The following is a 24,095-nucleotide window of genomic DNA, read 5'->3' as shown; positions in this document are numbered from 1 at the left end:
CGCTCAGGGCTCTCAGTCAGTCCTCATGTGCGGAGCGTGACCGGCTGGACGTCCGGTGCGGTCGGCGTCAGCCGCAGCCGCAGGAACCGCGGACCACCAGCCGCGACGGGAACGTCCTCAGCCGCTCGCGGCGCGAGCCGGCCACCCGCAGCCCGTCGTCCAGGACGAGGTCCACGGCCGCCCGCGCCATCGCCGGCCGGTCCGAGGCGACCGTCGTCAGGGGTGGATCGGCGAGCGGGGCCTCCTTGATGTCGTCGAAGCCCGCGACGGTCAGCTCGCGCGGCACGTCGATGCGCAGCTCGCGCGCCGCTCGCAGCACGCCGATCGCCTGGTCGTCGGTGGAGCAGAAGATCGCCGGCGGCCGCTCGGGGGCGGCGAGGATCCCCAGGGCCACCTGGTAGGCGTCGTAGCGGTTGTACGGCGCCTCGAAGAGCCGGCCCTCGGTCGGGATCCCGGCCTCGGCCATCGCCCGGCGCCAGCCCTCGACGTGGTCGGAGACCGGGTCGCCGACGGCCGGGGTCTCGGCGGTGCCGCCCATGCAGGCGACGTACTCGCAGCCGTGTTCCAGCAGGTGGCGTACGGCGAGCTGGGCGCCGCCGAGGTCGTCCGTGACCACGGCGACGTCGTCGAAGGCCTCGGGGCGCTCGTGCAGCAGCACCACGCGGGCGTCCCAGGCCTCGATCTCGGCGGCGGCCTGGTCGTTGAGCGCGTGGGAGACGAGGATCAGGCCCGAGACGCGCATGCCGAGGAACGCCCGCAGATAGTGGACCTCGCGCTCGGCGACGTAGTCGGTGTTGCCGACGAGGACCATCTTCCCGCGCTCGGAGGCGGCCTGTTCGACCGCGTGCGCCATCTCCCCGAAGAAGGGCTGGCGGGCGTCCGGCACGATCAGGCCTATGAGGTCCGTGCGCCGCGAGGCCATCGCCTGGGCGACCCGGTCGGGCCGGTACCCCAGCTCCTTGATCGCGGCGAGGACACGCTCGCGCGTGGCCGGGGCGACCGGCCGGGGTCCGTTGTTGATCACATAGCTGACGACGGCGGTGGAGGTCCCCGCCAGCCGTGCCACATCGTCCCGAGTCACCTTGGCCACGCGCGGAGTCTACGCGGAGAGATCCGCTCCGGGCAGGGCGTATCGGGGCTTGTCTGTGCGGAAGCAATGCCCCGCTCGGGCGTCCGTCATGCGTCCCGGCCGCACCGGCTATGCCTCGGCCGGGACGTCCGCCGCGCTGAGGGCCGCCGAAGCGTCCGTATCCTGCGGTTTTGACCGGTTTGTCTGGGCCTTCGCCTTCGCTTTCGCCTCGGCCGCGGCGCGGTCCGGCTTCTCCGGCGTGACGAAGCGGTAACCGACGTTCCGGACGGTTCCGATCAGCGACTCGTGCTCGGGGCCGAGCTTGGCCCGCAGCCGCCGTACGTGCACATCGACGGTCCGGGTGCCGCCGAAGTAGTCGTACCCCCACACCTCCTGGAGCAGCTGTGCGCGAGTGAACACCCGGCCCGGGTGCTGCGCCAGGTACTTCAGCAGCTCGAACTCCTTGAAGGTGAGGTCGAGGACCCGGCCCTTGAGCTTGGCCGAATAGGTCGCCTCGTCGACGGACAGGTCGCCGTTGCGGATCTCCATCGGGGAGTCGTCGCCGCCGAGCTGCTGGCGGCCCAGGGCTAGCCGCAGCCGCGCCTCGACCTCCGCGGGGCCCGCGGTGTCGAGCAGGACGTCGTCGATGCCCCAGTCGGCGGTGACGGCGGCGAGGCCGCCCTCGGTGACGACGAGGACGAGGGGACAGCCGGGGCCCGTGGAGCGCAGCAGCTGGCACAGGCTGCGCACCTGCGGGAGATCGCGGCGGCCGTCGATCAGGATCACGTCGGCGCCCGGCGTGTCCACGAGGGCCGGTCCCTCCGCCGGGGCCACGCGCACGCTGTGCAGCAGCAGGCCGAGGGCGGGAAGCACCTCCGTCGACGGCTGGAGGGCGTTGGTCAGGAGCAGCAGTGAACTCACGTCTGGTTCCTCCTCGGTCCCGGCGGTGGGGTACCTCCGTCCACGTCGTATGTACCGCGTCGTATACAACGCTCCCGAAAGCACGAAAGGACCCGGGGGCTACGCTGCCCGAGTCCTCTGCCCAGCAGAATAGCGGACATGAGCGTGGGTTCGGCAGGTCATGTGGTTCGTTCCGCCGCTCGTCCGCATGGCGAGACGGGCGGAGGCACGGTGGTGCGGACGTTTCTGCGCACCGCGGACGGGGTCGCGATCGACGCCGTGTACGAGCCGGTCCCGGCGTCGTACGGCGGCTCACCGCCGCCCGCCGAGGCCCCGGTCTTCGTGATCGCGCACGGCTTCACCGGCGATGCGGACCGCCCCCACGTGCGCCGGGCGGCGCGGGTACTCGCGCGGTACGGGGCCGTCGTCACCTTCTCCTTCCGCGGCCACGGAGCCTCGGGCGGCCGCTCCACCGTGGGCGACCGGGAGGTGCTCGACCTCGCGGCCGCGGTGGCCTGGGCGCGGGAGCTGGGCCACGCGCGCGTGGTCACGGTCGGCTTCTCCATGGGCGGCTCGGTGGTGCTGCGGCACGCGGCGCTGCACCGGGGCCCCGGGGGCGTCGACGCGGTGGTCTCGGTGAGCGCCCCGGCCCGCTGGTACTACCGGGGCACCGCCCCCATGCGCCGCCTGCACTGGCTGATCACCCGGCCCGAGGGCCGCCTGGTCGGCCGGTACGGTCTGCGCACCCGCATCCACCACCGCGACTGGGACCCGGTCCCGCTGTCCCCCGTCGAGGCGGTCCCGGCCATCGCGCCGACCCCGCTGCTCGTCGTCCACGGCGACCAGGACGCCTACTTCCCGCTCGACCATCCCCGCACCCTGGCCGCAGCGGCGGGCGAGCACGGGGAGCTGTGGGTGGAGCACGGCATGGGGCACGCCGAGCACGCGGCGGACGACGCGCTGCTCGCCCGGATCGGTGACTGGGCGGCCTCGCGGGCGGGCTAGCCTGACCCGTGTTGGTGTGCGGATGCCGATCCGCCGATGGACTCGAGGGACGAGATGGCAAAGGTCACGGTGCGGTATTGGGCCGCCGCCAAGGCCGCGGCCGGTGCCGCCGAGGAGCCGTACGACGCGGCGACCCTGGCCGAGGCGCTGGACGCGGTGCGCGAGCGGCACCCCGGTGAGCTGACGCGTGTACTGCGACGCTGCTCGTTCCTCGTCGACGGTGACCCCGTGGGCACCCGCGGGCATGAGACGGTACGGCTGGCCGAGGGCGGCACGGTCGAGGTGCTCCCGCCGTTCGCAGGAGGGTGAGCGATGACCGATCAGCCGTATGAGGGCGGGCATTCCCAGCCGTACGAGGGGTACGACCCGTACCGGCAGCAGAACCCGCACCAGTCGCAGTCGCAGTCGCAGGCGTGGCCGGGGCGGGGCGGGTACGACCAGACCGGGTACGACCAGACCGGGTACGACGCGCAGCAGCACACGCAGCAGTGGCAGGGGCAGACCTGGGAGACCCAGACCCACACCGCCGTCCCGGCCGCGCCGCCCGCGGATGCGACGGCGTACCTGCCCGCGCACGCCTACGAACCCGCCGCCGCCCCGGCCGCCCACGCGCCCGCCGCACAGCACGCGCCGGCCGAGGAGAGCGCGGCCGGGACGGCCTACGGTCCCGCCACCCTCGCCGGGAACGCCCGCGTCACCGACGCGCAGCGCGCCCGCGCCGAGGGCCGCTCGCCGATCATCGAGCCGGGCATGCAGCCCGCGCTGCTGACCGCGCTGCTCGGCCTGCTGCTGTCCGGCGCGGCCGCGCTCGGCACGTATGCCCTGGTCGTACCGCTCGTGGTGCTCCAGGCCGTCACCGCGGCCGGCTGGTTCCGGCTGAACGGCATGTGGCCCGCCCGCCAGGGCATCGCCCTCGCCTTCGCCGGGGCGCTCACCGCGGACGCGGCGCTGCTGGTGACGGGCCGCGCGCACGCGCCGGCGGCGATTCTCGGCTCGCTCGGTGTCTGGGTGCTGCTCGCGCTGGTCCTCCAGCTGCGCTCGCAGGCTGACCCCGACGAGCGGATGTACGGCCTGATGGCCACGGTCGCCTCGACCGCGCTGTCGGTCATCGCCACGGGCTACCTCGGCGCCGACCCGCACGCGGTGACGGTGGGCGCGGCCGCTGTCGCCGTGGCCCTGCTGGCCCGTGCTCTGCCGATGCCCACCGCCGTCTCCGTGATCGTCTCGCTGCTCGCCGCGGCGGGCGCGGGCATCGCGGTCGGCAACATGACCGGCCTCGGCGCGAAGGGCGCCCTGCTGGGCGCGGCCGCGGCGGTCTGCGCCCTGATCGGCCACCGGGCCGCCAGCTACGACTACCCCTCCCGCTTCGTCCACTTCACCGCGGGTGTCGCGCTGCCGCTGTCGGCCGCCGCGCCAGTGGTGTGGGTGCTGGGACGGGCCCTGGGCTGACGGGACCCGCAGGACACCGGATGCCCTTCGGAGAAACGGGGCCTGGCCACCGGCCGGGCCCCGTCGCGTTACCGTGGCGGTCGTCCGCGCCACCGCCTAGCCGGGGGGAACCTCACCATGCGAGCCCTGCGCGCAGTCCTGATCGTCGTCGTGATCCTGGGCGGCCTCTTCGTGATCGCGGACCGGGTGGCCGTCCACCTCGCCGAGAACGAGGCCGCGGACCGGATCCGGGACACGGAACACCTGGCCGCCACCCCGGACGTCGCCATCAACGGCTTCCCCTTCCTCACCCAGGTCGCCGACGGCACGTTCGACGACGTCGAGGTCCGCATCAAGAACTACGAGGCAGTCGCCGGCCAGGGCGCCGAGAAGATCCGCGTCAGCGAACTCAAGGCCGACCTCAGGAACGTCACGTACTCCGGCGACCGCGGCTCCGCCACCGCGCGCACCGCCACCGGCACCGCGACCATCGGCTACGACGAGCTGCTGCGGGCGATCGGCTCCGAGCACGCGCAGGTCGCCCCCGGCGTCTCCGCCCGCGTCGTCGGCCTCTCCGACGGCGGCGACGGCAAGATCAAGGTCTCGATCGAGGCGACGGTCCTCGGCACCAAGGTGCCCGACCCCATCCAGGTGCTCGGCAGCGTCACCCTCCGTGGCGACCGCGTGCAGGTGCACGCCGACGACCTGCCGGAACTCCCCGGCTTCGACCTCTCCGACAGCCGGATCCGGGAGCTCACCGACTTCCAGCAGGCCATCGACCGGCTGCCCGGCGGCATCGAACTGGGCAGCGTGCGGGCGGCGAAGAACGGCGTCGAGATCACGGTGAAGGGTTCGGACGTCCGGCTGGAGGGGTAGGGCCCTGGCAGGCCGGCCTACGGCTGTTGTCCGAAAGGCGAGACGGCGGAGTCCGCACCGCAGATGCGGTGACCGGCGAGGGCACCCGGAGGCGGCGCGTCGCCCACTTGGACACCGACTTCGTCCCGTAACGTGGACGATCGCATCTCAGCATGCGACATGCCGGTGACACGCCCCACTCTCCGTCCCTACGATCGAGCCCATGAAGCGACAGGCGGATCTCACGAAGCGGCGGGCAGTGGACCTGTGCCGCGTCGCCGCCATGCTCTGTCGCCCCTGCTGAGCGGCAGTCCCCGACGCCGATCCGCCCCGGTCCCGACTTCGGACCCGACTTCCGTGTATCTCCAGCTGCCCTGCTCAGGGCAACCGTGCGCCGCTCCCGACGGAGCCGCACTTCTCGCACTCGCACGCCCCGCCGCACCTGCCCCGGAGGAGAGAGCATGAGCCGCAGCGACGTCCTGGTCGACGCCGACTGGCTCCAGGACCACCTGGACGACCCGACCATTGCCATCGTCGAGGTGGACGAGGACACGTCCGCCTACGAGAAGAACCACATCAAGAACGCCATCCGGATCGACTGGACCAAGGACCTCCAGGACCCGGTCCGCCGTGACTTCATCGACCAGGAGGGCTTCGAGAAGCTCCTGTCGAAGAAGGGCATCGCCAACGACACCCAGGTGATCCTCTACGGCGGCAACAACAACTGGTTCGCCTCGTACGCCTACTGGTACTTCAAGCTGTACGGCCACGACAACGTGAAGCTCCTCGACGGCGGCCGCAAGAAGTGGGAGCTGGACGCCCGCGAGCTGGTCGACGGCACCGAGGTGCCCGAGCGCCCGGCCACCGACTACAAGGCCAAGCCGCAGGACGCGTCCATCCGCGCCTTCCGTGACGAGGTCGTCGCCGCGATCGGTACGCAGAACCTGGTCGACGTCCGCTCGCCCGACGAGTTCAGCGGCAAGCTGCTCGCCCCGGCCCACCTCCCGCAGGAGCAGTCGCAGCGCCCGGGCCACGTGCCGAGCGCCCGCAACATCCCGTGGTCGAAGAACGCCAACGACGACGGCACCTTCAAGTCGGACGAGGAGCTCAAGGAGCTCTACGCCGAGGAGAGCGTCGACCTGGCCAAGGACACCATCGCCTACTGCCGCATCGGCGAGCGCTCGGCGCTGACCTGGTTCGTCCTGCACGAGCTGCTCGGCGTGGAGAACGTCAAGAACTACGACGGCTCCTGGACCGAGTACGGCTCCCTGGTGGGCGTACCGATCGCGCTCGGCGCCAACAAGTAACCCCCACGGCCCCAGGCACCCTCAAGGACGGAATCGACATATGTGTGGAGCGAAGGCCGGCGGCCCCGACGCCTCGACGATCAAGCCCGGCGAGACCACGATCCAGGGCCAGGTGACGCGTGACGGCGAGCCGGTGACGGGCTACGTCCGTCTCCTGGACGCGACCGGCGAGTTCACCGCGGAGGTCCCCACCTCCGCCACGGGTCAGTTCCGCTTCTACGCGGCCGAGGGCACCTGGACCGTGCGCGCCCTCGTCCCCGGCGGCAGCGCCGACCGCACGGTCGTCGCCCAGCAGGGCGGCCTCGCCGAGGTCGCGATCGCGGTCTGACCGCCCCCTCGAACGGCCCAAGGGCCGCACCCACCGGGTTGGACACCTGGGGTGCGGCCCTTCGGCGCGACCCCTTCTTGACGTGCCCCTCGCACTGCTGCGCAGGCTTCGGGGCGCTGCGCCGGCCTCCGGCCGTCGGCTCGGGCGGCGGGCGCCGGGCGGCCCGCGGTTCCGCCTTCCCGAGCTGGGGCCGAACTCCCCGTGCGGACCTACGCTGGAGGCATGTACGCGCGGCGGCGGCGGGGCCCTCTTTTCTGATGCGCCCCTCGCACTGCTGCGCAGGCTTCGGGGCGCTGCGCCGGCCTCCGGCCGTCGGCTCGGGCGGCGGGCGCCGGGCGGCCCGCGGTTCCGCCTTCCCGAGCTGGGGCCGAACTCCCCGTGCGGACCTACGCTGGATGCATGTACGCGCGGCGGCGGCGGGTCTACTTCGTCATGATGGGGATCTGCATCGTGCTCTTCGTCCTGGCGTGGGGCGTCGTGCGCCTGTGGTCGGTGCCCGCGGCCGTCGTCATGTGCCTGGTGGCCATGGTCATCCCGCCGGTCGCCGCCTTCGTCGCCAACCGCCGGGGGCCCGACGACCGCTGGTGGGACGACCCCTCGGGCGACCCGCAGTCCGACGAGTGGTGGGACGAACTGGACGGCAAGAAGCGCCGCTAGGGTCGTTCGTCATCAGTAGACGAGGGCCTGCGCCTCGTCCGCCAGGGCCTCCTGCACGAAGACCTGCGCACCGGCGATCCGTACGCCCTCGATGACGTCCTTCTCCGTGATGTCGCGCCGGGCGGCGCACTGCGTGCACAGCGTGACCCGGCCGCCCGCCAGGATCGAGTCCAGCAGGTCCGGCAGCGGAGCGGCGTGCGGCAGCTCGAACTCGGCGGCCCGGCCCGGCAGCGCGAACCACGCGGACTCGCCGGTCAGCCACAGCGAGACCTCGACCCCACTGGCCACGGCCACCGCGGCGACCGTGAACGCCTGCGAGCAGCGCTCGGCCGCGTCCGCCCCGGCCGTCACCTTGATCACGAGCTTCTTCGCCATACCTGGATCGTAATCAATCCCGCAGTCCCGAAAGGGCACCGCCTGCCGGCAGACCGTGACGCCGCAGGGCCAGTTGTCGGCTGACCCCGACGTACCACCTCACCAGGAGCGCCGGGCCGGGGCCGCGTAAGCTGGGGCCCGGTCCTGTGTACGCAACCTGCACCACGCTCATCCGAGGAGCACCCGTGGAGATTTTCTTCGAGATCCTTCTGGCCCTGGTCTGCGTCGGCGTTCTCGCCTTCGCCGGGCTGACCGTGCAGAAGCTGTACCAGGGCCAGCGCTGACCCTCACCCCAGGACGCTAGGAACGACCGCTCATGATCGAGATTCCGTCAGACCTCCACAAGGACCTGGTTCCCCTCGCCTTCCTGCTCGGCAACTGGGTCGGCGCAGGCGTGTACGACTTCCCCGGCGCCGAGAAGTGCAACTTCGGCCAGGAGGCGTCCTTCACCCACGACGGGCGGGACTTCCTGGCGTACGAGTCGCGCACCTGGGTGCTCGACAACGACGGCAACAAGGTGCGGCCGCTGGAGTCCGAGGCCGGCTTCTGGCGGATCGACGGAGACCGCAAGGTCACGGTCACGATGACCCGTGACGACGGCGTCGTCGAGATCTGGTACGGCGAGCTCGCCGACAAGAAGCCGCAGATCGAACTCGCCACGGACGCCGTGGCCCGTACGGCCTCCGCGGTTCCCTACAGCGGCGGCAAGCGCCTGTACGGCTACGTCAAGAGCGACCTCATGTGGGTCGGCGAGAAGCAGACTCCCGAGGTCGAGCTGCGCCCCTACATGTCGGCGCACCTGAAGAAGGTCGTCACCCCCGAGGACGTCGAGCGCTGGGCCAAGGCCCTCCCCGAGGACATGCCCGACGACGGCATCGCCTTCTTCAAGTAGGCGGCTCCGCGCTGCCGGGGTCCTAGACTTTCAGTGTGGTGAGCACAGACAGCACCGACTGGAAGAGCGACCTGCGGCAGCGCGGCTACCGGCTGACGCCGCAGCGGCAACTCGTGCTCGAAGCCGTGGACACCCTGGAGCACGCGACCCCCGACGACATCCTCTGCGAAGTGCGCAAGACGGCGTCGGGGATCAACATCTCCACGGTCTACCGGACCCTGGAACTCCTGGAGGAACTGGGGCTGGTCAGCCACGCCCACCTCGGGCACGGCGCGCCGACGTACCACCTGGCGGACCGCCACCATCACATCCATCTGGTCTGCCGGGACTGCGAGAACGTCATCGAGGCGGACGTCTCGGTGGCCGCCGAGTTCACCGCCAAGCTGCGCGAGACCTTCGGCTTCGACACCGACATGAAGCACTTCGCGATCTTCGGCCGCTGCGCGGACTGTTCGCGCAAGATCTCCCTCAAGAGCTCAAGCACCACGTCGTAGGCTTGTGCCCATGAAGAGCCCCCTGCTGTCCCTGCCCGGCGCCGTCCCCGCCGAGGGCGCGGACGAAGGCGTCGCCGCCCACTACGGCGACCTGTTCCGCGAGCAGCGCGCCCTCGCCGCCGGCAGCGGCTTCGTCGATCTGTCGCACCGCGGCGTCATCGCCGTCTCCGGCGAGGACCGGCTGAGCTGGCTGCACCTTCTCCTCACCCAGCACGTCAGCGATCTGCCCGTCGGCGAGGCCACCGAGGCGCTGATCCTGTCCGCCCACGGCCACATCGAGCACGCGCTGTACCTGGTGGACGACGGCGAGACCGTCTGGGCCCACGTGGAGCCCGGCACCCAGGAGGCGCTGCTGGCGTACCTGGAGTCGATGAAGTTCTTCTACCGGGTCGAAGTCGCCGACCGCACCGCCGACTTCGCGGTCGTTCACCTGCCGGCCGGTTCGATCGCCGAGGCCCCTGAGGGCGTCGTCGTGCGCGAGACGCCGTACGGCCGCGACCTCTTCCTGCCGCGCGCGGACCTGGAGGCGTACGCCGCCGAGTCCGGCCCCGCGGCCGGGATCCTCGCCCACGAGGCCCTGCGAGTCGAACACCACCGCCCCCGCCTCGGCTTCGAGACCGACCACCGCACCATCCCGCACGAGCTGGGCTGGATCGGCGCGGCGGTGCATCTGCAGAAGGGCTGCTACCGCGGCCAGGAGACCGTCGCCCGCGTGCAGAACCTGGGCCGGCCGCCGCGCCGGCTGGTGTTCCTGCACCTGGACGGCAGCGATGTCCACCTGCCCGCGCCGGGCACGGAGATCCGCCGCGCCGACGAGGGCCCCGACGGCCGCAGGATCGGGTTCATCACCACGTCCGCACGTCACCACGAACTCGGACCGGTCGCCCTCGCGTTGGTCAAGCGCAACGTACCGGCGGACGCGCCCCTGCTGGCGGGGGAGACGGCGGCGGCCCAGGAGGTCATCGTCGAGCCCTGAGGGCCGCCCGGTCCGGCAGGACCGGCTCACGTCTCCGGCAGGACCGGCTCACGTCTCCGGCAGGACCGGCTCACGTCTCCGGCAGCAGGACCGGCTCACATCTCCAGCAGGACGGTGAACGGGCCGTCGTTCGTGAGCGAGACCCGCATCTGCGCGCCGAACCGCCCCGTCGCCACCGTCGCGCCCAGCGCGCGGAGTTGGGCCACCACCTCGTCGACCAGCGGCTCGGCGACCTCGCCCGGGGCGGCGGCGTTCCAGGTCGGGCGGCGCCCCTTGCGCGCGTCCCCGTACAGCGTGAACTGGCTGATGACCAGCAGCGGGGCGTCGGCGTCGCTGCATGACCGCTCGTCCTGGAGCATGCGGATCGACCAGAGTTTGCGGGCCAGTTGGGCCGCCTTCTCCTTGGTGTCGTCGTGCGTCACGCCGACGAGGACGCACAGGCCCTCGCCCTCGATCGCCCCGACCGTCTCGCCGTCCACGACGACGCTCGCGCCGTCCACTCTCTGCACCACTGCACGCATGGGGACCATGATGCCCGGGTGTCCCGGGTGTGCCGTGTACGGGGTCTGCGGGGCGTGCGGCGGTGGTGGGCGGGCGCGGGTCGGCCGTCGAGGGTAGGGCCAGGGGGCTGTTTTTGAACCTTTAACCCCCCATCTGGGGCCGTTCGGGGGCACTCGGTCACATAGCGGCCGGTTGGGGTGGCACGATGCTCCCGTAGCCGGTCGAGGGGACGGTAGAGGCACATGAGCACACCGAGTACGGGGCAGCCGCCCGGTGCCGTCGCGGCCACGCGCGCGGGCGCCCCGCAGGCGCACCGGCCGCCCACCCAGCGCAGCGACAGCCCGGCGCTCCCGGCCGATCCCGCCGCTCCCGACCTGGCCCTGCTGAGCCTGTCCGAGCTGCGCGTCCTGCGCCGGGACGCCCAGCGCGACGAGGCCGACCTCAGTTATGTACGGCGGCTTCTGCAGGGCCGTATCGACATCCTGCGCGCGGAGCTCGCCCGGCGCGGACCGGCCTGTCTCGTGCGTCCCGCGGACGTCTCCGTCATGGATCGGCTCCCGGAGATCCTCACCGACGCCCCGGCCCGCAACCGCTCCTCGGCCCGCCATGTCACGGTCGGCACCCCGCAGGGGGAGGAGTACCGGCGCCTGGCCGCCGACATGCTCGCCGAGGTCGAGCTGTCGGACCTCAGGGCGCGCACGGACCTGGAGCTGAACACGGCGATGGGCCGTCTCGTCCGGTACGAGCAACAGGTCTCCGGCCGCCGCCAGCTCCTCCAGCGCACGGCCGACGAGTCCAGCGCGGAGATCGCCCGCCGGTACCGGGAGGGCGAGGCACAGGTGGACGACCTGCTGATGTGACGCATCGGCAGGCAGGCAGGATGCGTGGTGCGTGGTGCGTGGTGCGTGGTGCGTGGTGCGTGGTGAAAATGCCGCGACAGGGTTGCGTACCGTGCCTACCGTGATCCCATGAGTCCCTCCGCCGCGGACGTCGACGTCCGTCCCGTCACCGAGGCCGAGTTCATCGAGTGGCAACGGGCCCTGAACACCGGGTTCCTGCGCGAGCGGAGGCTGACGCGCGAGCAACTCGAGGTGCGACGGCGGCAGTTCGTCAGCGGGCGGCTCCTCGGCGCCTTCGACGGCGACCGCTGTGTCGCGACGCTCCGCTCCTTCGACCAGGAGCTCACGGCCGTGGGAGGGGCGACCGTCCCCGCCGACGCGATCACCAACGTCAGCGTGACCTCCACCCACCGTCGCCGCGGCCTGCTCACCCGCATGATGAGCCGGGACCTCGCGGCGGCACGGGACCGCGGGGACGTGGTAGCCACCCTGATCGCCGCCGAGTACCCGATCTACGGCCGTTACGGCTTCGGCCCCGCCACCTCGCTGGCCGAGTGGACCGTCGACGTCCCGCGCGCCGGCCTCGACCCGCGCTGGTCGGGCCCCGAGTGCGGCGGCCGCGTCGACCTGGTGGAGGGGGAGGAGGTCCGTGACGTCGGCCCCAAGCTGCACGAGCGCGTACGCCGTGCCCAGGCGGGCGCCATCAGCCGCGACGACCTGTGGTGGCAGATGCACACGGGCGTCGTACGTCACGACCGTGAGTGGACCGAGCCCTTCTACGCCGTCTACCGCGCCCCGTCCGGCGAGGTCGAGGGCCTGGTGGCGTACACGTGCGACGGCACCTGGCGCGACAAGCAGCCGGACCACACGGCGGAGGTGAGGTCGCTGATCGCGGCGACCCCCGCGGCCGAGCGCGCCCTGTGGCACCACCTCTGCTCCATCGACTGGATCACGAAGGTCAAGAGCGACCGGCGTGCCCCGGATGATCTGCTCCCGCACCTCCTGCCCAACCCGCGCGCGGCGGGCATCACCGTCCGGGCGGACTGGCTGTGGGTGCGGATCCTGGATGTCGTACGGGCCCTGGAGGCGCGGACGTACGAGGGGACCGGGACGCTGGTGCTGGAGGTGGCCGACCGGGACGGGCTGACGGGCGGCGGCCGGCGCCGCTACCGGCTGGAGGCGTCCCCGGAGGGTGCCTCCTGCACGCCGGTGACCGCGGAGGGCGCCGATCTCACCCTGGACGTGGGCGAGTTGGCCGCGCTGTGGCTCGGTGACGAGCCGGCGACGCGGCTGGTGGCGCTGGGCCGGGTCCGGGAAGAACGAGCGGGCGCCGCCCGGGTGGCCGACGCCCTGCTGTACACGTCCAGGCGACCGTGGTGCCCGGACGTCTTCTGAGGCTTCCTCCTCCCGGCCGGCCGCGTGTGCCTGTGCGGGCTGATCCGCGGATTCGCGGACTGGTCTGCGAACTGATCCGTAGCGACTGTGAAGTTGTGGCTGTGCTGAGAGCGACGATGTCGCGCCGTCGCTGTTCACTTGTCGGTGTTCAGTTGTCGCTGTGAGGTTGTGGCTGTGCTGGCTGTGCTGGCTGTGCTGGCTGTGCGTGCCGGCTGTGCTCAGGTGGCGGCGGGACGATGCCTGCCGCGCCGGGCCGGTCGGGCTCCCGGCTCCCCTCCGGATGGGATCTCGCTCGGCCAACCGTCTGGACGTTTGGCCATGTTGCACAAGTTGGCGACCAACTTCACTGTACTTATCTCCGTTTGGAACCGGCTCATAACCACCTTTCCGTGAACTGCCGCAAGATGGCGGGAAGTTGTACGGTTCTGCCGTGGACCCGGAACACGCCTCCGCCAGTGGGCGGAAGAGGTCACAACGGCCACAGAAGTCCCATCACGAGGTGGCCGAGGAGTTGCGCGCCCGGATCCGGTCCGGAGTGCTGCGGCCGGGGCAGCGCATGCCCACCCAGGCCAAGCTGGCCGACGAGTTCGGCGTCGAGCGCGGGGCGGTGCGGCAGGCCTTGCGCATCCTCCAGTCGGAGCGCCTGCTCACCAACGTTTCGAAGGGTGCCCCCGCCATCGTGGCCAAGGATCCTGGCCCGGGCCCGGTCCTCTTCGGGCCGGCGGCGCCGCCACAGCCCACGATGGTGGGCCTCGCCTCGCGGGTGTCGGCGGCCTTCGCGGCCCCGCACGTGGAGATCGACGCCCTGTGTCTCACCTCGGTCTCGCTCACGCTGGCGCTGGGCGAGCCCCTGCGGGAGATCCATGCCGGCCGTCTGAAACCGGCCAAGATCACTGTCCGGGTCCTGCTGCCCAGCCGTGACATCGACCTGGCGTTCCCGGCCGCGGTGAACGGCTCGGGCACCGGCCTGCTGCACCGGCGCTGGCTGGACATGCGCAACGCTCAGGGCCAGGTGCTCCAGCACAACCTGCTGGCCCTGCGCGCCACGCACGGCATGGACGTGCACGTGACGTTCCGTGCGCTGCCGTTCACTCCGCCGGTCAAGCTCTACCTGCTCAACGGGGCGGAGGCGCTGTTCGCGTACTACACGCTCACCCGGCGCGAGCGGGAGGTCGAGCACGAGCACCTGGAGCTGTACGACTCCGACGGCACACGGTCGATGCTGTTCGCCTTCGAACAGCGGGCGGGGCTGCGGGACACCACGTTCGTGGAGCAGTCCCATCTGTGGTTCAACGCGCTGTGGGAGACGATCAGTTCGGATCTCCAGCTGACGCCGTAGCCGTACTTCGCGCCAGTCGGGCGCCGGCGGTCAGAGGACGGGACCGGCCAGCAGTACGGCGAGCAGCAGTGCTCCGGCGGAGCTGATCGCCTGGCTCTTCGCCTTGCTGCCCACGGTGAGGAGCAGGAGGCCGAGGATGCCGACAGGGCCGTATTTCCACTGGACGAGCTGTTCGAAGCCGACGACGAAGACGGCGGAGACAAGGGCGAGGGCAGGCACGGTGGTTCCCCCTTCGGGCTGCCGGTGGGACGGAACGGTGCGGTGGGGGCGGGGGTTCGAGGCCGAAGCCAGGAGGCAAAACTTCCGCCAACTCAACCGAGTTGGCAACCAACTCTGTTTAAGTTGTCCCCACTTGGCATCTAACAACTCGACGGTAACTCCCCATAGATGGACCGAGGTTGTAGCGTTTGGTCGTGAACCGAGAGAACGTGGCAGTGAACGGCAGCAACAGGCTCACGCACCAGGAGATCGCCGACACCCTGCGCGAGCGCATCCGCGCCGGCGAGCTCAAGGCGGGCGACCGCCTGCCCACCCAGGCCGAACTGGCCGAGGAGTTCGGCGTGGAGCGCGGCGCCGTGCGCCAGGCCCTGCGCGCCCTCCAGGACGACGGTCTCCTCAGCAACGTCAGCAAGGGCAGCCCGCCGCGGATCGCCGAGCAGGCACCGCTCGCCCCCGAGGAACCCCAGCCGACGATGGTCGGCCTCGGCCCCCGCCTGGCGGAGGCCTTCTCGGCACCCCGCGTCCGCGTCGACGCGGTCTGCCTCACCGCCGAGACCCTGATGCTGGCGATCAGCGAACCCCTGCGCCAGATCCACGAGGGCCGCATCCGCCCCGAGGAACTCGACGTCCGCATACTGCTGCCGTCCCGCGACATCAACCTCGCCTTCCCGGTCCCGGTCGACGGCCGCGGTGACGACGACCCGGTGCACGAGCGCTGGCTGGCGATGCGCAACGCCCAGGGGCAGGTCCTGCGCTACAACCTCCAGTCCCTGCGCTCGACCCACGACATCGACGTCCGCGTGACGTTCCGCGCGCTGCCGTTCACGCCCCCGGTGAAGCTCTACCTGCTCAACGGCACCGAGGCGCTGATCGGCTACTACATGATCACGCGCCGCGAGGAGCCCACGGACACGGGCACGCTGGAGATGTACGACACGCTCGGCTCCAAGTCCCTGCTCTTCTCCTTCGAACGGAACAGGGGCCAGCAGGACGCCGCGTTCGTGGAGCAATCGCAGAAGTGGTTCGACGCCCTCTGGGAAACCATCACCACGGACCTGACACTCTCCTAGTGACTTCTGACACGACGCAGACCGAATCGGTGGCCACCGAGAGCGAGTACGCGACGGGAAGGCTCTGGAAACTGATCACTGACGCACAGGTCGTCCTCTGGGACTTCGACGGCCCCATCTGCAGCCTCTTCGCCGGCCACGCGGCGGAACGGGTGGCCGAGGGGCTGGTGGAGTGGCTGGAGGCGCAGGGGCTGCACGGGTTGCTGACGGCGGGGGAGCGCGAGTCCCTCGACCCGCACATCGTCCTGCGTGCCGTCGACCGCCGGCACCCCGGCAGCGACCTGGTCGCGGAACTGGAGGAGCGCCTCACCGCGGAGGAACTCAAGGCCGCCTCCTCGGCGATGCCGACCGCGTACGCCGACCCGCTCATCCGCACCTGGACGGCCGTGGGCTCCCGCATGGCGATCACCACCAACAACTCCCCGCGTGTGGTGGCCAAGTACCTGGAGAGCCGCGGCCTCACCGCCTGCTTCGCCCCCCACGTCTACGGCCGCACCCAGGACCTCCACCGCCTCAAACCCGACCCCCACTGCCTCAACCGCGCCCTCGCCGCCATGGGGGCGGACCCGGCCACCGCCCTGATGATCGGCGACGCCCCCTCGGACTACGAGGCGTCCCTCCAGGCCGGTGTCCCCTTCCTCGGCTACGCGCGCAACGAACGCAAGGCCGCCCTGCTGCGTGACGCCGGAGCGAAGGACGTCGTGGAGTCGCTGGAGCCGCTGCTGGGGGCGTTGCGGGGCTGACGGAGGCTCGTCCTGGGGTTCCGCCGGTTTGTCGGCCTGCTGTCCGAGGAAACTACGCCGTATGACGGCCAGGCAGGCGGGCGACGGTGGCGGCAGGGCCTTCCGGCAGGTGTCCGAGGTCCTGCGGGAGCGGATGGCCGACGGGACGTATGCGCTGGGCGCCCAACTGCCGTCGCAGCGGGAACTCGCCCAGGAGTTCAGGGTCTCCCGGGACACCGTGCAGCGGGTGGTGCGCGAGCTGGGCAACGAGGGCTGGATCGAGTCCCGGCAGGGGAAGGGCGCGCGGGTCGTCAAGGTCCAGCGCGTCCAGTCCGCGACGGCCAAGGCCACCCGGTCGCGCCAGGGGATGATGCTCGGACCGCTCATCAGCGAGGCGTTCGAACGCCCCGAAGTGACCATGGACGTCTGGACGTTGACCTGCGAGTCCCTCGACACCCACATCCGGCTCCAGGCGGAGCGGATCCGCGCGGGCGTCATAGCCCCCCGCAGCATCGCCCTCCGCATGCTGCTGCCCCACCCCGAACTGCCCCTGCCTTACCCCCGGGCACGACACGACAAGGACGACCCGCGACTACTGGCCCGGCTGCGCACATCACGGAGCGGCACACCGACTCGTTGCTCCTGGTGCTCAGGGAGCTGCAGGCCGAGCGGCTGGTGCCGTCCGTCGACGTCCAGATCAGACATGTGCGGATCACGCCGGCCTTCAAGCTCTACGTGATCAACGAGGTCGAGGCGCTGCAGGGGCTGTACGAGGTCACCGAGCGGCCGGTCATCCTCGACACGGGCGAAGAGGTCGAGGCGCTCGACGTGCTCGGCTTGGGGGCCACGCTGCTGCACCACGTCGCGGACGAGGATCCGAACTCGCCGGATTCCGTCTTCGTGTCGAGCATGCGTTCGTGGTTCGACTCGGTGTGGAAACTGCTCGCGGAGTAATTCTCGAGGAAGTTCCGAATCGAAGGAGGGCGCGGTGCTGTAGCATGCCCGCACCGTGTGAGCCACCGCTCCCATCCATGCCAGAGATGGTCAACACCATTCTCGGAACGCCCTGACGTACATAGCGCCGAATTACCCCTTATGGCTTGCTTCAGGTCGTGCGGACCGTGACGCCCGTTTACCCTTTGCCGTAATTTCCAGCCCGCGCATGCAATTCCGGAGCGACCAGTGGGTGCATCTCCCGTCCTTCCTCCCTTTCGAGGGAATCGCGCCCATTCGGATGACCTTCCCGCCTTTCATGAGGAATTCGTGGAATACGCCACCGCACAGGGCGTGGCGGCCAACGGGCATCACAACAGGAACTACGTGCTGCCGCTCACCGCGCCCACGGCGCACCGGCTCGGGCTGGAGGCCGGCGCGTCCGTGATGGTGCGGATCCGGCGCGCGGAGGCCCTGCCTGTCGTCATCAGGACCTGGCCGAACGAGACGCGGATCCTCCGGGCGATCAAGGGGGTCCTGCCCCACGTGCCCGAATGCGTCGTGGAGGGGGACGGATACGCGATCCACCGCTACGTGGAGGGGGTGCCGCTCTCCAGCGTCTGCGGCAACGGCAAACCCGTCGACGCGCTGCTCATCAAGGCGCTCGCCGACCTGCTCGCCAAGATGGCCCAGGTGCGCCGGGGCGCGCTGCCGCCGCTGCCGGCCGCCTGGCCCAGCAACGACCAGGACAGCCAGGGCTTCCTGCGTACGCTCGCGCACATGGCGGACCGCCAGATCCGCCGGCCCAACCTGGCCGCGTTCGGCGGGCTGTTCGCGGCCCTCGGCATCCCGGAGAACGCCCTGGGTGAGCTGGCCGCGCGGGTGCCCGCCATGGCCAGGCGGCCGTACAGCCTGCTCCACGCGGACCTGCATCGCGACAACCTGATCATGACGTACGGGGGCGATCCGCCCCTCATCTGTGTCGACTGGGAGCTGGCGACGTACGGCGATCCGCTGCACGACCTGGCGACCCACCTGGTGCGCATGCGATATCCCAGTCGGCAGTGGTCGGAGGTGATCGACGCCTGGGCGGAGGCGATGCAGCGGATCCGTCCGGCGGCCGTCAACGGCGTCGCCGCGGACCTTCGTCACTACGTCGCCTTCGAGCAGGCGCAGTCGGTCTACCCGGACGTCATGCGGGCCGCCACCTCCCTGGATGAATCGTTCGACCAGAAGGGGCTGGACGAAGCCACGGCCGAGGTGCGCCGGGCCCTGGAGGTGGCCGAGGGGCCGCTGAATCTGCGGAGCCTGCCCGGCGAGGCGGAGATCGAACGGATTCTGTTCCGGTGGCGGATCTCGCGCGGTGAATCGTGTGAGAGGCCGGTTCCCCCGCTTTCCCACATCACCTGGAAACCGGACAAGCGGGTGTCAGAGCATCCGCATTTCCCCTACTCCGCCGTGCACGCGGCTCTGCACGCCGAGGGTGCCGCTCCGGCCGGTCGGGTGTTCAAGGGAACCGGGCACCTGAATTCCGTGGTCCGTGTTCCGGGCGTGGACTTTCCCGTCGTGGTGCGACGAAAAGTGGCGAACGTCTGCCGCCGTGAACCCAGCTATCTCAGCGAGCATGCCGTGCTGCGGGCCATCGAGGAATCCGGCGTCCCGGTGGCGGCGCCGAGGATTCTCGCTCTGGGTGACAGCTATCCCACCAAATTCCGGCAGGACAGTTTCGCGATCCACACCTACGAAGGGCCGTTCGACACCCATCGGCCGCCCGATCACCCGGTGCACGGCCTGCTTCCGCACGAGGCGGACCGGCTCGTCGAGCAGCTCTGCACCCTGGCGCAGGTCGACTACGCGGCCCTCGATCCGGCGGCCGGTGAGAAGGGCTTCTGCTTCTACGCCTGGCTCTGCGAGCAGCTCGTCTGCCTGGTGGACGATCTCCCCAAGAAATCCCAGCAGTTGGCCCGTCTACTCGGACTCCCCGAAGCCTCCCGCCTCCGCCAGATGCTGGCCCGCCACCGGGTCAGCCACCGTAAGCCGAGCCTGCTGCACGGTGACCTGAACCCCTGGAACCTCGTGCGCCGCGACGACGCGAAGGTGCTGACCATCATCGACTGGGAGATGGCGATCGTCGGCGACCCCCTCTACGACCTGGTGCGGCACATGCACCTCACGCCGACCCGGCCGGAGATCCGCGACCGGATGTTCCGCCGCTGGGAGCGTGAACTGCCCGAGGAGTACACCGTCGACTGGCGTCAGGACTGGCGCGTCTACCGCTGGATCGAGATCGTCCGCTCCGCCTACGTCGACCTCGACCGCCTGGTCACCGGCGCGAGCCTCGACGCGCCCAACGTCCGGCGCGCGGTGGACTCGTACGCCATGACCCTGGCGGCGGCCAAGGGGTCACTGGGGCTTCCCGTCCGGCCGACGGCGAACCCGTATCTCGCCCGCGCCCTGGCATAGGGGACGCCGACCGCACCGTGGGACGTGGGCGGCACGCCAGTCACCGATCCCCCGATTCCCACCGCGACCGGCCCCCATGCCCGATCCTGTCCCGTGATGCTTCTTTTCCTTGACATCGACGGGACGCTCATCCCGTACGGGGCGACGGACCGGCCGTATCCGGAGTACGAGCCGGTCGCAGGTCTGCCGGGGTCCGCCGAGGGCCACCCGTTGCTCGCGCGGATCGACCCCGCGCTCGGACCGCGGCTGGCAGGGCTGGGGTGTGACCTGGTCTGGGCGACCACCTGGATGCACGACGCGAACACCTTTGTCTCGCCCTGGCTGGGGCTGCCCCCGCTGCCCGTCGTGGAGTGGCCGGACGAGGAGGAGCCGCCCTCGCTGCTGCACTGGAAGACCAGGCCGCTGGTCGACCGGGCCGGCCAGGAGCCGTTCGTCTGGATCGACGACGAGATCACCGAGGCCGACCGTGGCTGGGTCGCGGCGCACCACCCCGGCCCCGCTCTCCTCCACCGCGTCGAGCACCAATTCGGGCTCACCGACGCGGACTTCGCACGGCTGGAGGACTGGCTGGGGATGTACGGGAGTGGCACTCCGGGGCGCGGCTGAGGCGGGTCGGGGGCCGGGTCTGCGGTGCAGACGCGGGGCAGACCGCTGCCGTACGTTCGGCCGCATGGCTGTGACTGCGCTTCCGTGAACTGGAGGCGGTCGAGGCGGAGTTGGCGGCCCAGGGATTCGCGCTGGACGACGTACGCGACGCGCCCGACCGCCCCGGGAGGGAGTTCGTGTTCGTGGCACGGCGACGCCAGGGGCAACGCCCGATGTCACATTCCCGCGCCCCCCGGTGTCTTCATGGCGAACCGGAAGACGTCCGAGGTGACGCCCGCGTAGAACCAGCTCCAGGCGTGACCGCTCGGCGCCTCCGGGACCGGCCCGGCGCCGGCCACTCGTTCCGCATCCGGCCCGGCCGCCGTGACCCGTTCGGCGTACTCCTCTTGGCCCGTCGCCTTCGCCGCGAAGTGCAGCCAGGAGGCGAACTCGGCGGGCGGTACGTCCGCCTCACCGAAGATCGCCTCGGCCTGGAGAAAGACCTCCCGCGCCGCACACTCGACGCTCTCGTCGGCGGCGACACGGTCGCGTATCGCGGCCCGATCCGCCGTCAACAGCCGTGTGGGGGCCGCCAGTACGTCGTCCAGCTCGTCACTCGTACGTCCATCCTGGCAACCGCTTCCGGCGGCCTCGCCCGCCCCTCCAGTGCGCATCCGCACCCCCCGACACGCCCAAGCACACTTCTGCAAGCAAGTGCTTGCAATTGTTAGCGTGGGTGGGGCATGGTGGGGGCATGGCATCGCTCAACGTCGGCAATCTCGGTGAGTACTTGCGCGAGCAGCGGCGCAGCGCGCAGCTGTCGCTCAGGCAGCTCGCCGATGCCGCCGGGGTGTCCAATCCGTACCTGAGCCAGATCGAGCGCGGGCTGCGCAAGCCGAGCGCGGAGGTGTTGCAGCAGGTCGCCAAGGCGCTGCGGATCTCCGCCGAGACGCTGTACGTGCGGGCCGGAATCCTCGACGCCGAGCGCGGGCGGGACGAGGTGGAGACGCGCGCCGCCATCCTCGCCGATCCCACGCTCAACGAACGGCAGAAGCAGGTGCTGCTGCAGATCTACGAGTCCTTCCGCAAGGAGAACGGATTCGGGAGCGACGGCTCCAGTGACGACGGCAGCGATGCCGGCCCGCAGCGGACGGACGATTGAGCCGTACCTGGGAAAGTCAGCCACCGGCCGACCCGCTGCGGACCACACGACCCCTCAGCCGAATGTGAATCCGGGAGGACCATCACCATGGCCATCACCGACGACCTGCGCAAGACCTTCAGCGACCCGACCCCGCTCTACTTCGCCGCCGGTACCGCCGACCTGGCCCTCCAGCAGGCCAAGAAGGTCCCGGCCCTCGTCGACCAGCTGCGGGCCGAGGCCCCGGCGCGGATCGAGGCCGTGCGCAACACCGACACCAAGGCCGTGCAGGAGAAGGCCACGGAGCGCGCCAAGGAGGCCGGCGCCAAGGCCAAGGAGGCCCAGGAGAGCCTGCTGGCCAAGGCCAACGAGTTCCTCTCCGCCCTCGACGGCGACCTGAAGAAGTTCGGCAGCACGATCGACGCCGACCTGAAGAAGTTCGGCGAGTCCGCCCAGGACTTCGCCCTGCGCGGTGTCGGCGTCGCCGCCGAGTACGCCGTGAAGGCCCGCGAGACGTACGAGAAGGTCGCCGAGCACGGCGAGCAGGCCGTGCGGACCTGGCGCGGCGAGGCCGCCGACGAGATCGAGGAGCTCGCCGTCGCGGTCGAGCCCGAGTCCGTCAAGGTCAAGGACGAGCCGAAGACCGCCACCGCGAAGACCGAGCCCGCCCCGGCGCCCAAGCCCGCGGCGAAGAAGGCGCCGGCCGCCCGCAAGCCGGCCGCCAAGAAGACCACCCCGCCGGCCAAGTGAGGCGCGCGCCTCGGCGGTGACTGTCACGGGCCGGGCACCCTTGGGGTGTCCGGCCCGTTGTATGGGTACCGTGGTCGTACCAATGAGCCGATTCGGGTGGTGGACGTTGTGCTGATGCAGGGGTTCGCGGGGTTCATGTGGCTGCTCTACCTCGCCATGCTGGCGATGGCGGTGGTGGCGTTCGTGATGGCCGCGCTGTTCCGTGCGGATGCCTACCGTGCGGCCGGCAAGCAGAACAAGGGCTTCTGGCTGATCATCCTCGGCATCACGGTCGCGGTGAACCTGCTGGTGCCGATGCTCTTCCTGCAGATCGCGGGGCTGGTCGCCTCGATCGTCTTCTTCGTGGACGTGCGCCCCGCACTCACGCAGGTCTCCGGCGGCCGCGGCTGGGGCCGCCGCCGCGGCAGCAGCAGCGACGGTCCCTACGGGCCGTACAACGGCGGGCGCTGACCGCCACCGGCAGGCACCCGGTAACTACTACGACGCCGGTACTACGACGCCAACCGGTCCAGCAGGACCACCGCCACGTCGTCCGCCAGCTCGCCCCCGTTGAGTTCGCGGACCTCGTTGACCGCGGCGCGCAGCAGGTTCTCGCCGCGCAGGCCCGACTCCAGCTGGCGGCGGACCATGTCCACCATGCCGTCCTGGCCCAGACGCTCCCCGCTCGTGCCGACGCGGCCCTCGATCAGGCCGTCGGTGTAGAGCATCAGGCTCCACTCGGAACCCAGCTCCACCTGCATGCGCGGCCAGCGGGCGCGCGGGAGCAGGCCGAGGGCGGGGCCGTTGTTGTCGTACGGCAGCAGCTGTGCCGGGTGGCCCGGGCGGGCCAGCAGCGGGGACGGGTGGCCGGCCAGGCACAGTCCCGCGCTGCGGTTGTCGGGGGAGATGTCCACCGTGCACAGCGTCGCGAAGATCTCCTCGTCGGAGCGCTCGTGCTCCAGCACCTCCTGGAGCGTGCGCAGCAGCTCGTCGCCGCACAGCCCGGCCAGGGTCAGCGCGCGCCAGGCGATGCGCAGCTCCACGCCGAGCGCTGCCTCGTCCGGGCCGTGGCCGCAGACGTCGCCGATCATGGCGTGCACGGTGCCGTCCGGGGTGCGGACGGTGTCGTAGAAGTCGCCGCCGAGCAGGGCACGCGACCGGCCGGGCCGGTAGCGGGCGGCGAACCGCAGGGCGGAGCCGTCCAGCAGCGGCGTCGGCAGCAGACCGCGCTCCAGGCGACGGTTCTCCTGCGCGCGCAGGCGCCCCTCGGCCAGACGCCGCTCGGCCGTGTCGGAACGCTTCCGCTCCACGGCGTAGCGGATGGCACGGCTCAGCAGCCGTCCGTCCAGCTCGTCCCGGAAGAGGTAGTCCTGGGCGCCGACGCGCACGGCCTGGGCACCGCGCTCGGCGTCACCGGACGCGGTGAGCGCGAGCACGGCATGCCGGGGCGCGAGCTCGAGCACGTGCTTGAGCACGGCGAGCTCGTCGTCGTCACCGGCGCCGGCCCGGGCGGGCGCCGGGAGCGCCAGGTCGAGCAGGATGCAGTGCACGTCGTCGGTGAGCAGGCGCTCGGCCTCGGTGAGGTTGCGGGCGTTGCGGACGCGGATCGGCTTGCCGGATGCGTCCACCAGCTCGGGCACGATCGGCGAGCCGGCCGGGTCGTCCTCGATCAGCAGCAGTGTGAGAGCGGTGCCGGACACGTGATGGGTGCTGGCGGTGGCGGCTTCCGTGTGGTGGACCTCTTCCTTGAGGGGGCCGCCGACTGCGGGCACGGCCTGCGCCTGACCACTCTCCACGGCCGGGATCGCTCTCTGCCGCGGTACGGGTACGGGCATTCTGTTGGGTTCCTTCCCTCCCCCCGAGGGCATGGCGG

30 protein-coding genes and 1 pseudogene are annotated in these 24,095 nt (G+C 71.1%); 24 read left to right on the top strand and 7 right to left on the bottom strand.

Going from position 1 to position 24,095, the window contains the following annotated elements:
* Nucleotides 1–67: 67 nt before the first annotated feature.
* Nucleotides 68–1,090, bottom strand: a complete 1,023-nt coding sequence (locus QFZ74_RS14610) for a LacI family DNA-binding transcriptional regulator (protein WP_307621256.1) — start codon at nucleotides 1,088–1,090, stop codon at nucleotides 68–70.
* A 108-nt stretch (nucleotides 1,091–1,198) separates the two neighbouring features.
* Nucleotides 1,199–1,990, bottom strand: a complete 792-nt coding sequence (locus QFZ74_RS14605) for a response regulator transcription factor (RefSeq protein ID WP_307621255.1) — start codon at nucleotides 1,988–1,990, stop codon at nucleotides 1,199–1,201.
* 138 nt (nucleotides 1,991–2,128) lie between these two features.
* Between QFZ74_RS14605 and QFZ74_RS14600 the strand changes: the two genes are divergently transcribed.
* From QFZ74_RS14600 to QFZ74_RS14570, 8 genes are all read left to right on the top strand, one after another.
* Complete coding sequence (locus QFZ74_RS14600; RefSeq protein ID WP_307621254.1) at nucleotides 2,129–2,974, top strand: alpha/beta hydrolase; 846 nt, start codon at nucleotides 2,129–2,131, stop codon at nucleotides 2,972–2,974.
* Between the two features lie 54 nt (nucleotides 2,975–3,028).
* Complete coding sequence (locus QFZ74_RS14595; protein WP_307621253.1) at nucleotides 3,029–3,283, top strand: MoaD/ThiS family protein; 255 nt, start codon at nucleotides 3,029–3,031, stop codon at nucleotides 3,281–3,283.
* A gap of 3 nt (nucleotides 3,284–3,286) precedes the next feature.
* Nucleotides 3,287–4,423 (top strand): hypothetical protein, encoded by a 1,137-nt coding sequence (locus tag QFZ74_RS14590; protein ID WP_307621252.1) that lies wholly within the window; start codon nucleotides 3,287–3,289, stop codon nucleotides 4,421–4,423.
* 117 nt (nucleotides 4,424–4,540) lie between these two features.
* Nucleotides 4,541–5,278: a DUF2993 domain-containing protein gene (locus QFZ74_RS14585; protein ID WP_307621251.1), complete on the top strand. Its 738-nt coding sequence runs from the start codon at nucleotides 4,541–4,543 to the stop codon at nucleotides 5,276–5,278.
* A 202-nt stretch (nucleotides 5,279–5,480) separates the two neighbouring features.
* Nucleotides 5,481–5,561, top strand: a complete 81-nt coding sequence (locus tag QFZ74_RS30430) for a putative leader peptide (protein WP_373011276.1) — start codon at nucleotides 5,481–5,483, stop codon at nucleotides 5,559–5,561.
* 157 nt (nucleotides 5,562–5,718) lie between these two features.
* Nucleotides 5,719–6,564, top strand: coding sequence for a sulfurtransferase (locus QFZ74_RS14580; protein WP_307621250.1), 846 nt, complete (start codon nucleotides 5,719–5,721; stop codon nucleotides 6,562–6,564).
* Nucleotides 6,565–6,604: 40 nt separating this feature from the next.
* Complete coding sequence (locus QFZ74_RS14575; RefSeq protein ID WP_100048746.1) at nucleotides 6,605–6,892, top strand: DUF1416 domain-containing protein; 288 nt, start codon at nucleotides 6,605–6,607, stop codon at nucleotides 6,890–6,892.
* Nucleotides 6,893–7,291: 399 nt separating this feature from the next.
* Nucleotides 7,292–7,549, top strand: coding sequence for a DUF3099 domain-containing protein (locus tag QFZ74_RS14570; RefSeq protein WP_307621249.1), 258 nt, complete (start codon nucleotides 7,292–7,294; stop codon nucleotides 7,547–7,549).
* A 12-nt stretch (nucleotides 7,550–7,561) separates the two neighbouring features.
* Here QFZ74_RS14570 and QFZ74_RS14565 read toward each other — a convergent pair whose 3' ends face one another.
* On the bottom strand, nucleotides 7,562–7,924 hold the full coding sequence (locus QFZ74_RS14565) for a DsrE family protein (RefSeq protein ID WP_307621248.1): 363 nt from the start codon (nucleotides 7,922–7,924) through the stop codon (nucleotides 7,562–7,564).
* Nucleotides 7,925–8,240: 316 nt separating this feature from the next.
* Between QFZ74_RS14565 and QFZ74_RS14560 the strand changes: the two genes are divergently transcribed.
* Genes QFZ74_RS14560 through QFZ74_RS14550 form a run of 3 tightly spaced genes read left to right on the top strand, consistent with a single transcriptional unit; the run spans nucleotide 8,241 to nucleotide 10,286 of the window.
* Entirely contained in the window at nucleotides 8,241–8,816 is a 576-nt protein-coding gene (locus tag QFZ74_RS14560; protein WP_307621247.1) for an FABP family protein, read from the top strand.
* Between the two features lie 38 nt (nucleotides 8,817–8,854).
* Nucleotides 8,855–9,310 carry a Fur family transcriptional regulator gene (locus QFZ74_RS14555; protein ID WP_373462385.1) on the top strand — a complete coding sequence of 152 codons (456 nt, stop codon included), beginning with the start codon at nucleotides 8,855–8,857 and terminating at the stop codon, nucleotides 9,308–9,310.
* Between the two features lie 10 nt (nucleotides 9,311–9,320).
* Complete coding sequence (locus tag QFZ74_RS14550) at nucleotides 9,321–10,286, top strand: folate-binding protein YgfZ (RefSeq protein WP_307621245.1); 966 nt, start codon at nucleotides 9,321–9,323, stop codon at nucleotides 10,284–10,286.
* A gap of 95 nt (nucleotides 10,287–10,381) precedes the next feature.
* Here QFZ74_RS14550 and dtd read toward each other — a convergent pair whose 3' ends face one another.
* On the bottom strand, nucleotides 10,382–10,807 hold the full coding sequence (dtd, locus tag QFZ74_RS14545) for a D-aminoacyl-tRNA deacylase (RefSeq protein WP_307621244.1): 426 nt from the start codon (nucleotides 10,805–10,807) through the stop codon (nucleotides 10,382–10,384).
* Nucleotides 10,808–11,029: 222 nt separating this feature from the next.
* On the opposite strand from dtd, the gene QFZ74_RS14540 reads away from it, so the two are divergent.
* The 3 genes from QFZ74_RS14540 (at nucleotide 11,030) to QFZ74_RS14530 (ending at nucleotide 14,360) form a co-directional block, all read left to right on the top strand.
* Nucleotides 11,030–11,647 carry an aerial mycelium formation protein gene (locus QFZ74_RS14540; RefSeq protein ID WP_307621243.1) on the top strand — a complete coding sequence of 206 codons (618 nt, stop codon included), beginning with the start codon at nucleotides 11,030–11,032 and terminating at the stop codon, nucleotides 11,645–11,647.
* 108 nt (nucleotides 11,648–11,755) lie between these two features.
* Nucleotides 11,756–13,021, top strand: a complete 1,266-nt coding sequence (locus QFZ74_RS14535) for a GNAT family N-acetyltransferase (protein WP_307621242.1) — start codon at nucleotides 11,756–11,758, stop codon at nucleotides 13,019–13,021.
* A gap of 430 nt (nucleotides 13,022–13,451) precedes the next feature.
* Nucleotides 13,452–14,360 (top strand): winged helix-turn-helix domain-containing protein, encoded by a 909-nt coding sequence (locus QFZ74_RS14530; protein ID WP_307621241.1) that lies wholly within the window; start codon nucleotides 13,452–13,454, stop codon nucleotides 14,358–14,360.
* A 30-nt stretch (nucleotides 14,361–14,390) separates the two neighbouring features.
* Here QFZ74_RS14530 and QFZ74_RS14525 read toward each other — a convergent pair whose 3' ends face one another.
* Nucleotides 14,391–14,579, bottom strand: coding sequence for a hypothetical protein (locus tag QFZ74_RS14525; RefSeq protein ID WP_307621240.1), 189 nt, complete (start codon nucleotides 14,577–14,579; stop codon nucleotides 14,391–14,393).
* Nucleotides 14,580–14,767: 188 nt separating this feature from the next.
* Here QFZ74_RS14525 and QFZ74_RS14520 point away from each other — a divergent pair, with 188 nt between their 5' ends.
* The 7 genes and pseudogenes from QFZ74_RS14520 to QFZ74_RS14490 all read left to right on the top strand — a co-directional run.
* Complete coding sequence (locus tag QFZ74_RS14520; RefSeq protein ID WP_307621239.1) at nucleotides 14,768–15,649, top strand: GntR family transcriptional regulator; 882 nt, start codon at nucleotides 14,768–14,770, stop codon at nucleotides 15,647–15,649.
* Nucleotides 15,598–16,392 carry an HAD family hydrolase gene (locus QFZ74_RS14515; protein ID WP_307621238.1) on the top strand — a complete coding sequence of 265 codons (795 nt, stop codon included), beginning with the start codon at nucleotides 15,598–15,600 and terminating at the stop codon, nucleotides 16,390–16,392. The genes QFZ74_RS14520 and QFZ74_RS14515 overlap by 52 nt, the downstream gene beginning before the upstream one ends.
* A gap of 61 nt (nucleotides 16,393–16,453) precedes the next feature.
* A complete protein-coding gene (locus tag QFZ74_RS14510; RefSeq protein WP_307621237.1) occupies nucleotides 16,454–17,110 on the top strand; it encodes a GntR family transcriptional regulator in 657 nt (218 codons plus the stop codon).
* Complete coding sequence (locus tag QFZ74_RS14505; RefSeq protein ID WP_307621236.1) at nucleotides 17,077–17,325, top strand: hypothetical protein; 249 nt, start codon at nucleotides 17,077–17,079, stop codon at nucleotides 17,323–17,325. Before QFZ74_RS14510 ends, QFZ74_RS14505 begins: the two co-directional genes overlap by 34 nt.
* A 309-nt stretch (nucleotides 17,326–17,634) precedes the next feature.
* Nucleotides 17,635–19,767, top strand: coding sequence for a phosphotransferase family protein (locus QFZ74_RS14500; RefSeq protein WP_307621235.1), 2,133 nt, complete (start codon nucleotides 17,635–17,637; stop codon nucleotides 19,765–19,767).
* Between the two features lie 96 nt (nucleotides 19,768–19,863).
* Nucleotides 19,864–20,373, top strand: a complete 510-nt coding sequence (locus tag QFZ74_RS14495) for an HAD domain-containing protein (RefSeq protein ID WP_307621234.1) — start codon at nucleotides 19,864–19,866, stop codon at nucleotides 20,371–20,373.
* 74 nt (nucleotides 20,374–20,447) lie between these two features.
* Nucleotides 20,448–20,567, top strand: a pseudogene (locus QFZ74_RS14490) (SAM-dependent methyltransferase); the annotation flags it as partial.
* Nucleotides 20,568–20,588: 21 nt separating this feature from the next.
* Here the strand turns inward: QFZ74_RS14490 and QFZ74_RS14485 are convergent.
* A complete protein-coding gene (locus QFZ74_RS14485; protein WP_307621233.1) occupies nucleotides 20,589–21,026 on the bottom strand; it encodes a hypothetical protein in 438 nt (145 codons plus the stop codon).
* Between the two features lie 80 nt (nucleotides 21,027–21,106).
* On the opposite strand from QFZ74_RS14485, the gene QFZ74_RS14480 reads away from it, so the two are divergent.
* The 3 genes from QFZ74_RS14480 to QFZ74_RS14470 all read left to right on the top strand — a co-directional run bounded on the left by QFZ74_RS14480 (nucleotide 21,107) and on the right by QFZ74_RS14470 (nucleotide 22,693).
* Nucleotides 21,107–21,514: a helix-turn-helix domain-containing protein gene (locus QFZ74_RS14480; RefSeq protein ID WP_307621232.1), complete on the top strand. Its 408-nt coding sequence runs from the start codon at nucleotides 21,107–21,109 to the stop codon at nucleotides 21,512–21,514.
* A gap of 87 nt (nucleotides 21,515–21,601) precedes the next feature.
* Nucleotides 21,602–22,243 carry a hypothetical protein gene (locus QFZ74_RS14475; RefSeq protein ID WP_307621231.1) on the top strand — a complete coding sequence of 214 codons (642 nt, stop codon included), beginning with the start codon at nucleotides 21,602–21,604 and terminating at the stop codon, nucleotides 22,241–22,243.
* A gap of 114 nt (nucleotides 22,244–22,357) precedes the next feature.
* Nucleotides 22,358–22,693: a DUF2516 family protein gene (locus QFZ74_RS14470; RefSeq protein ID WP_373462482.1), complete on the top strand. Its 336-nt coding sequence runs from the start codon at nucleotides 22,358–22,360 to the stop codon at nucleotides 22,691–22,693.
* A gap of 41 nt (nucleotides 22,694–22,734) precedes the next feature.
* On the opposite strand, the gene QFZ74_RS14465 is transcribed toward QFZ74_RS14470, so the two are convergent.
* Nucleotides 22,735–24,057 carry a PP2C family protein-serine/threonine phosphatase gene (locus QFZ74_RS14465; RefSeq protein WP_307621230.1) on the bottom strand — a complete coding sequence of 441 codons (1,323 nt, stop codon included), beginning with the start codon at nucleotides 24,055–24,057 and terminating at the stop codon, nucleotides 22,735–22,737.
* Nucleotides 24,058–24,095 lie beyond the last annotated feature (38 nt).

It is taken from the genome of Streptomyces sp. V3I7 (genome assembly GCF_030817495.1).
GTDB lineage: Bacteria > Actinomycetota > Actinomycetes > Streptomycetales > Streptomycetaceae > Streptomyces.
The sequence above is the reverse complement of the archived record's forward strand: the minus strand, read 5'-3'. Positions and strand labels throughout refer to the sequence as shown.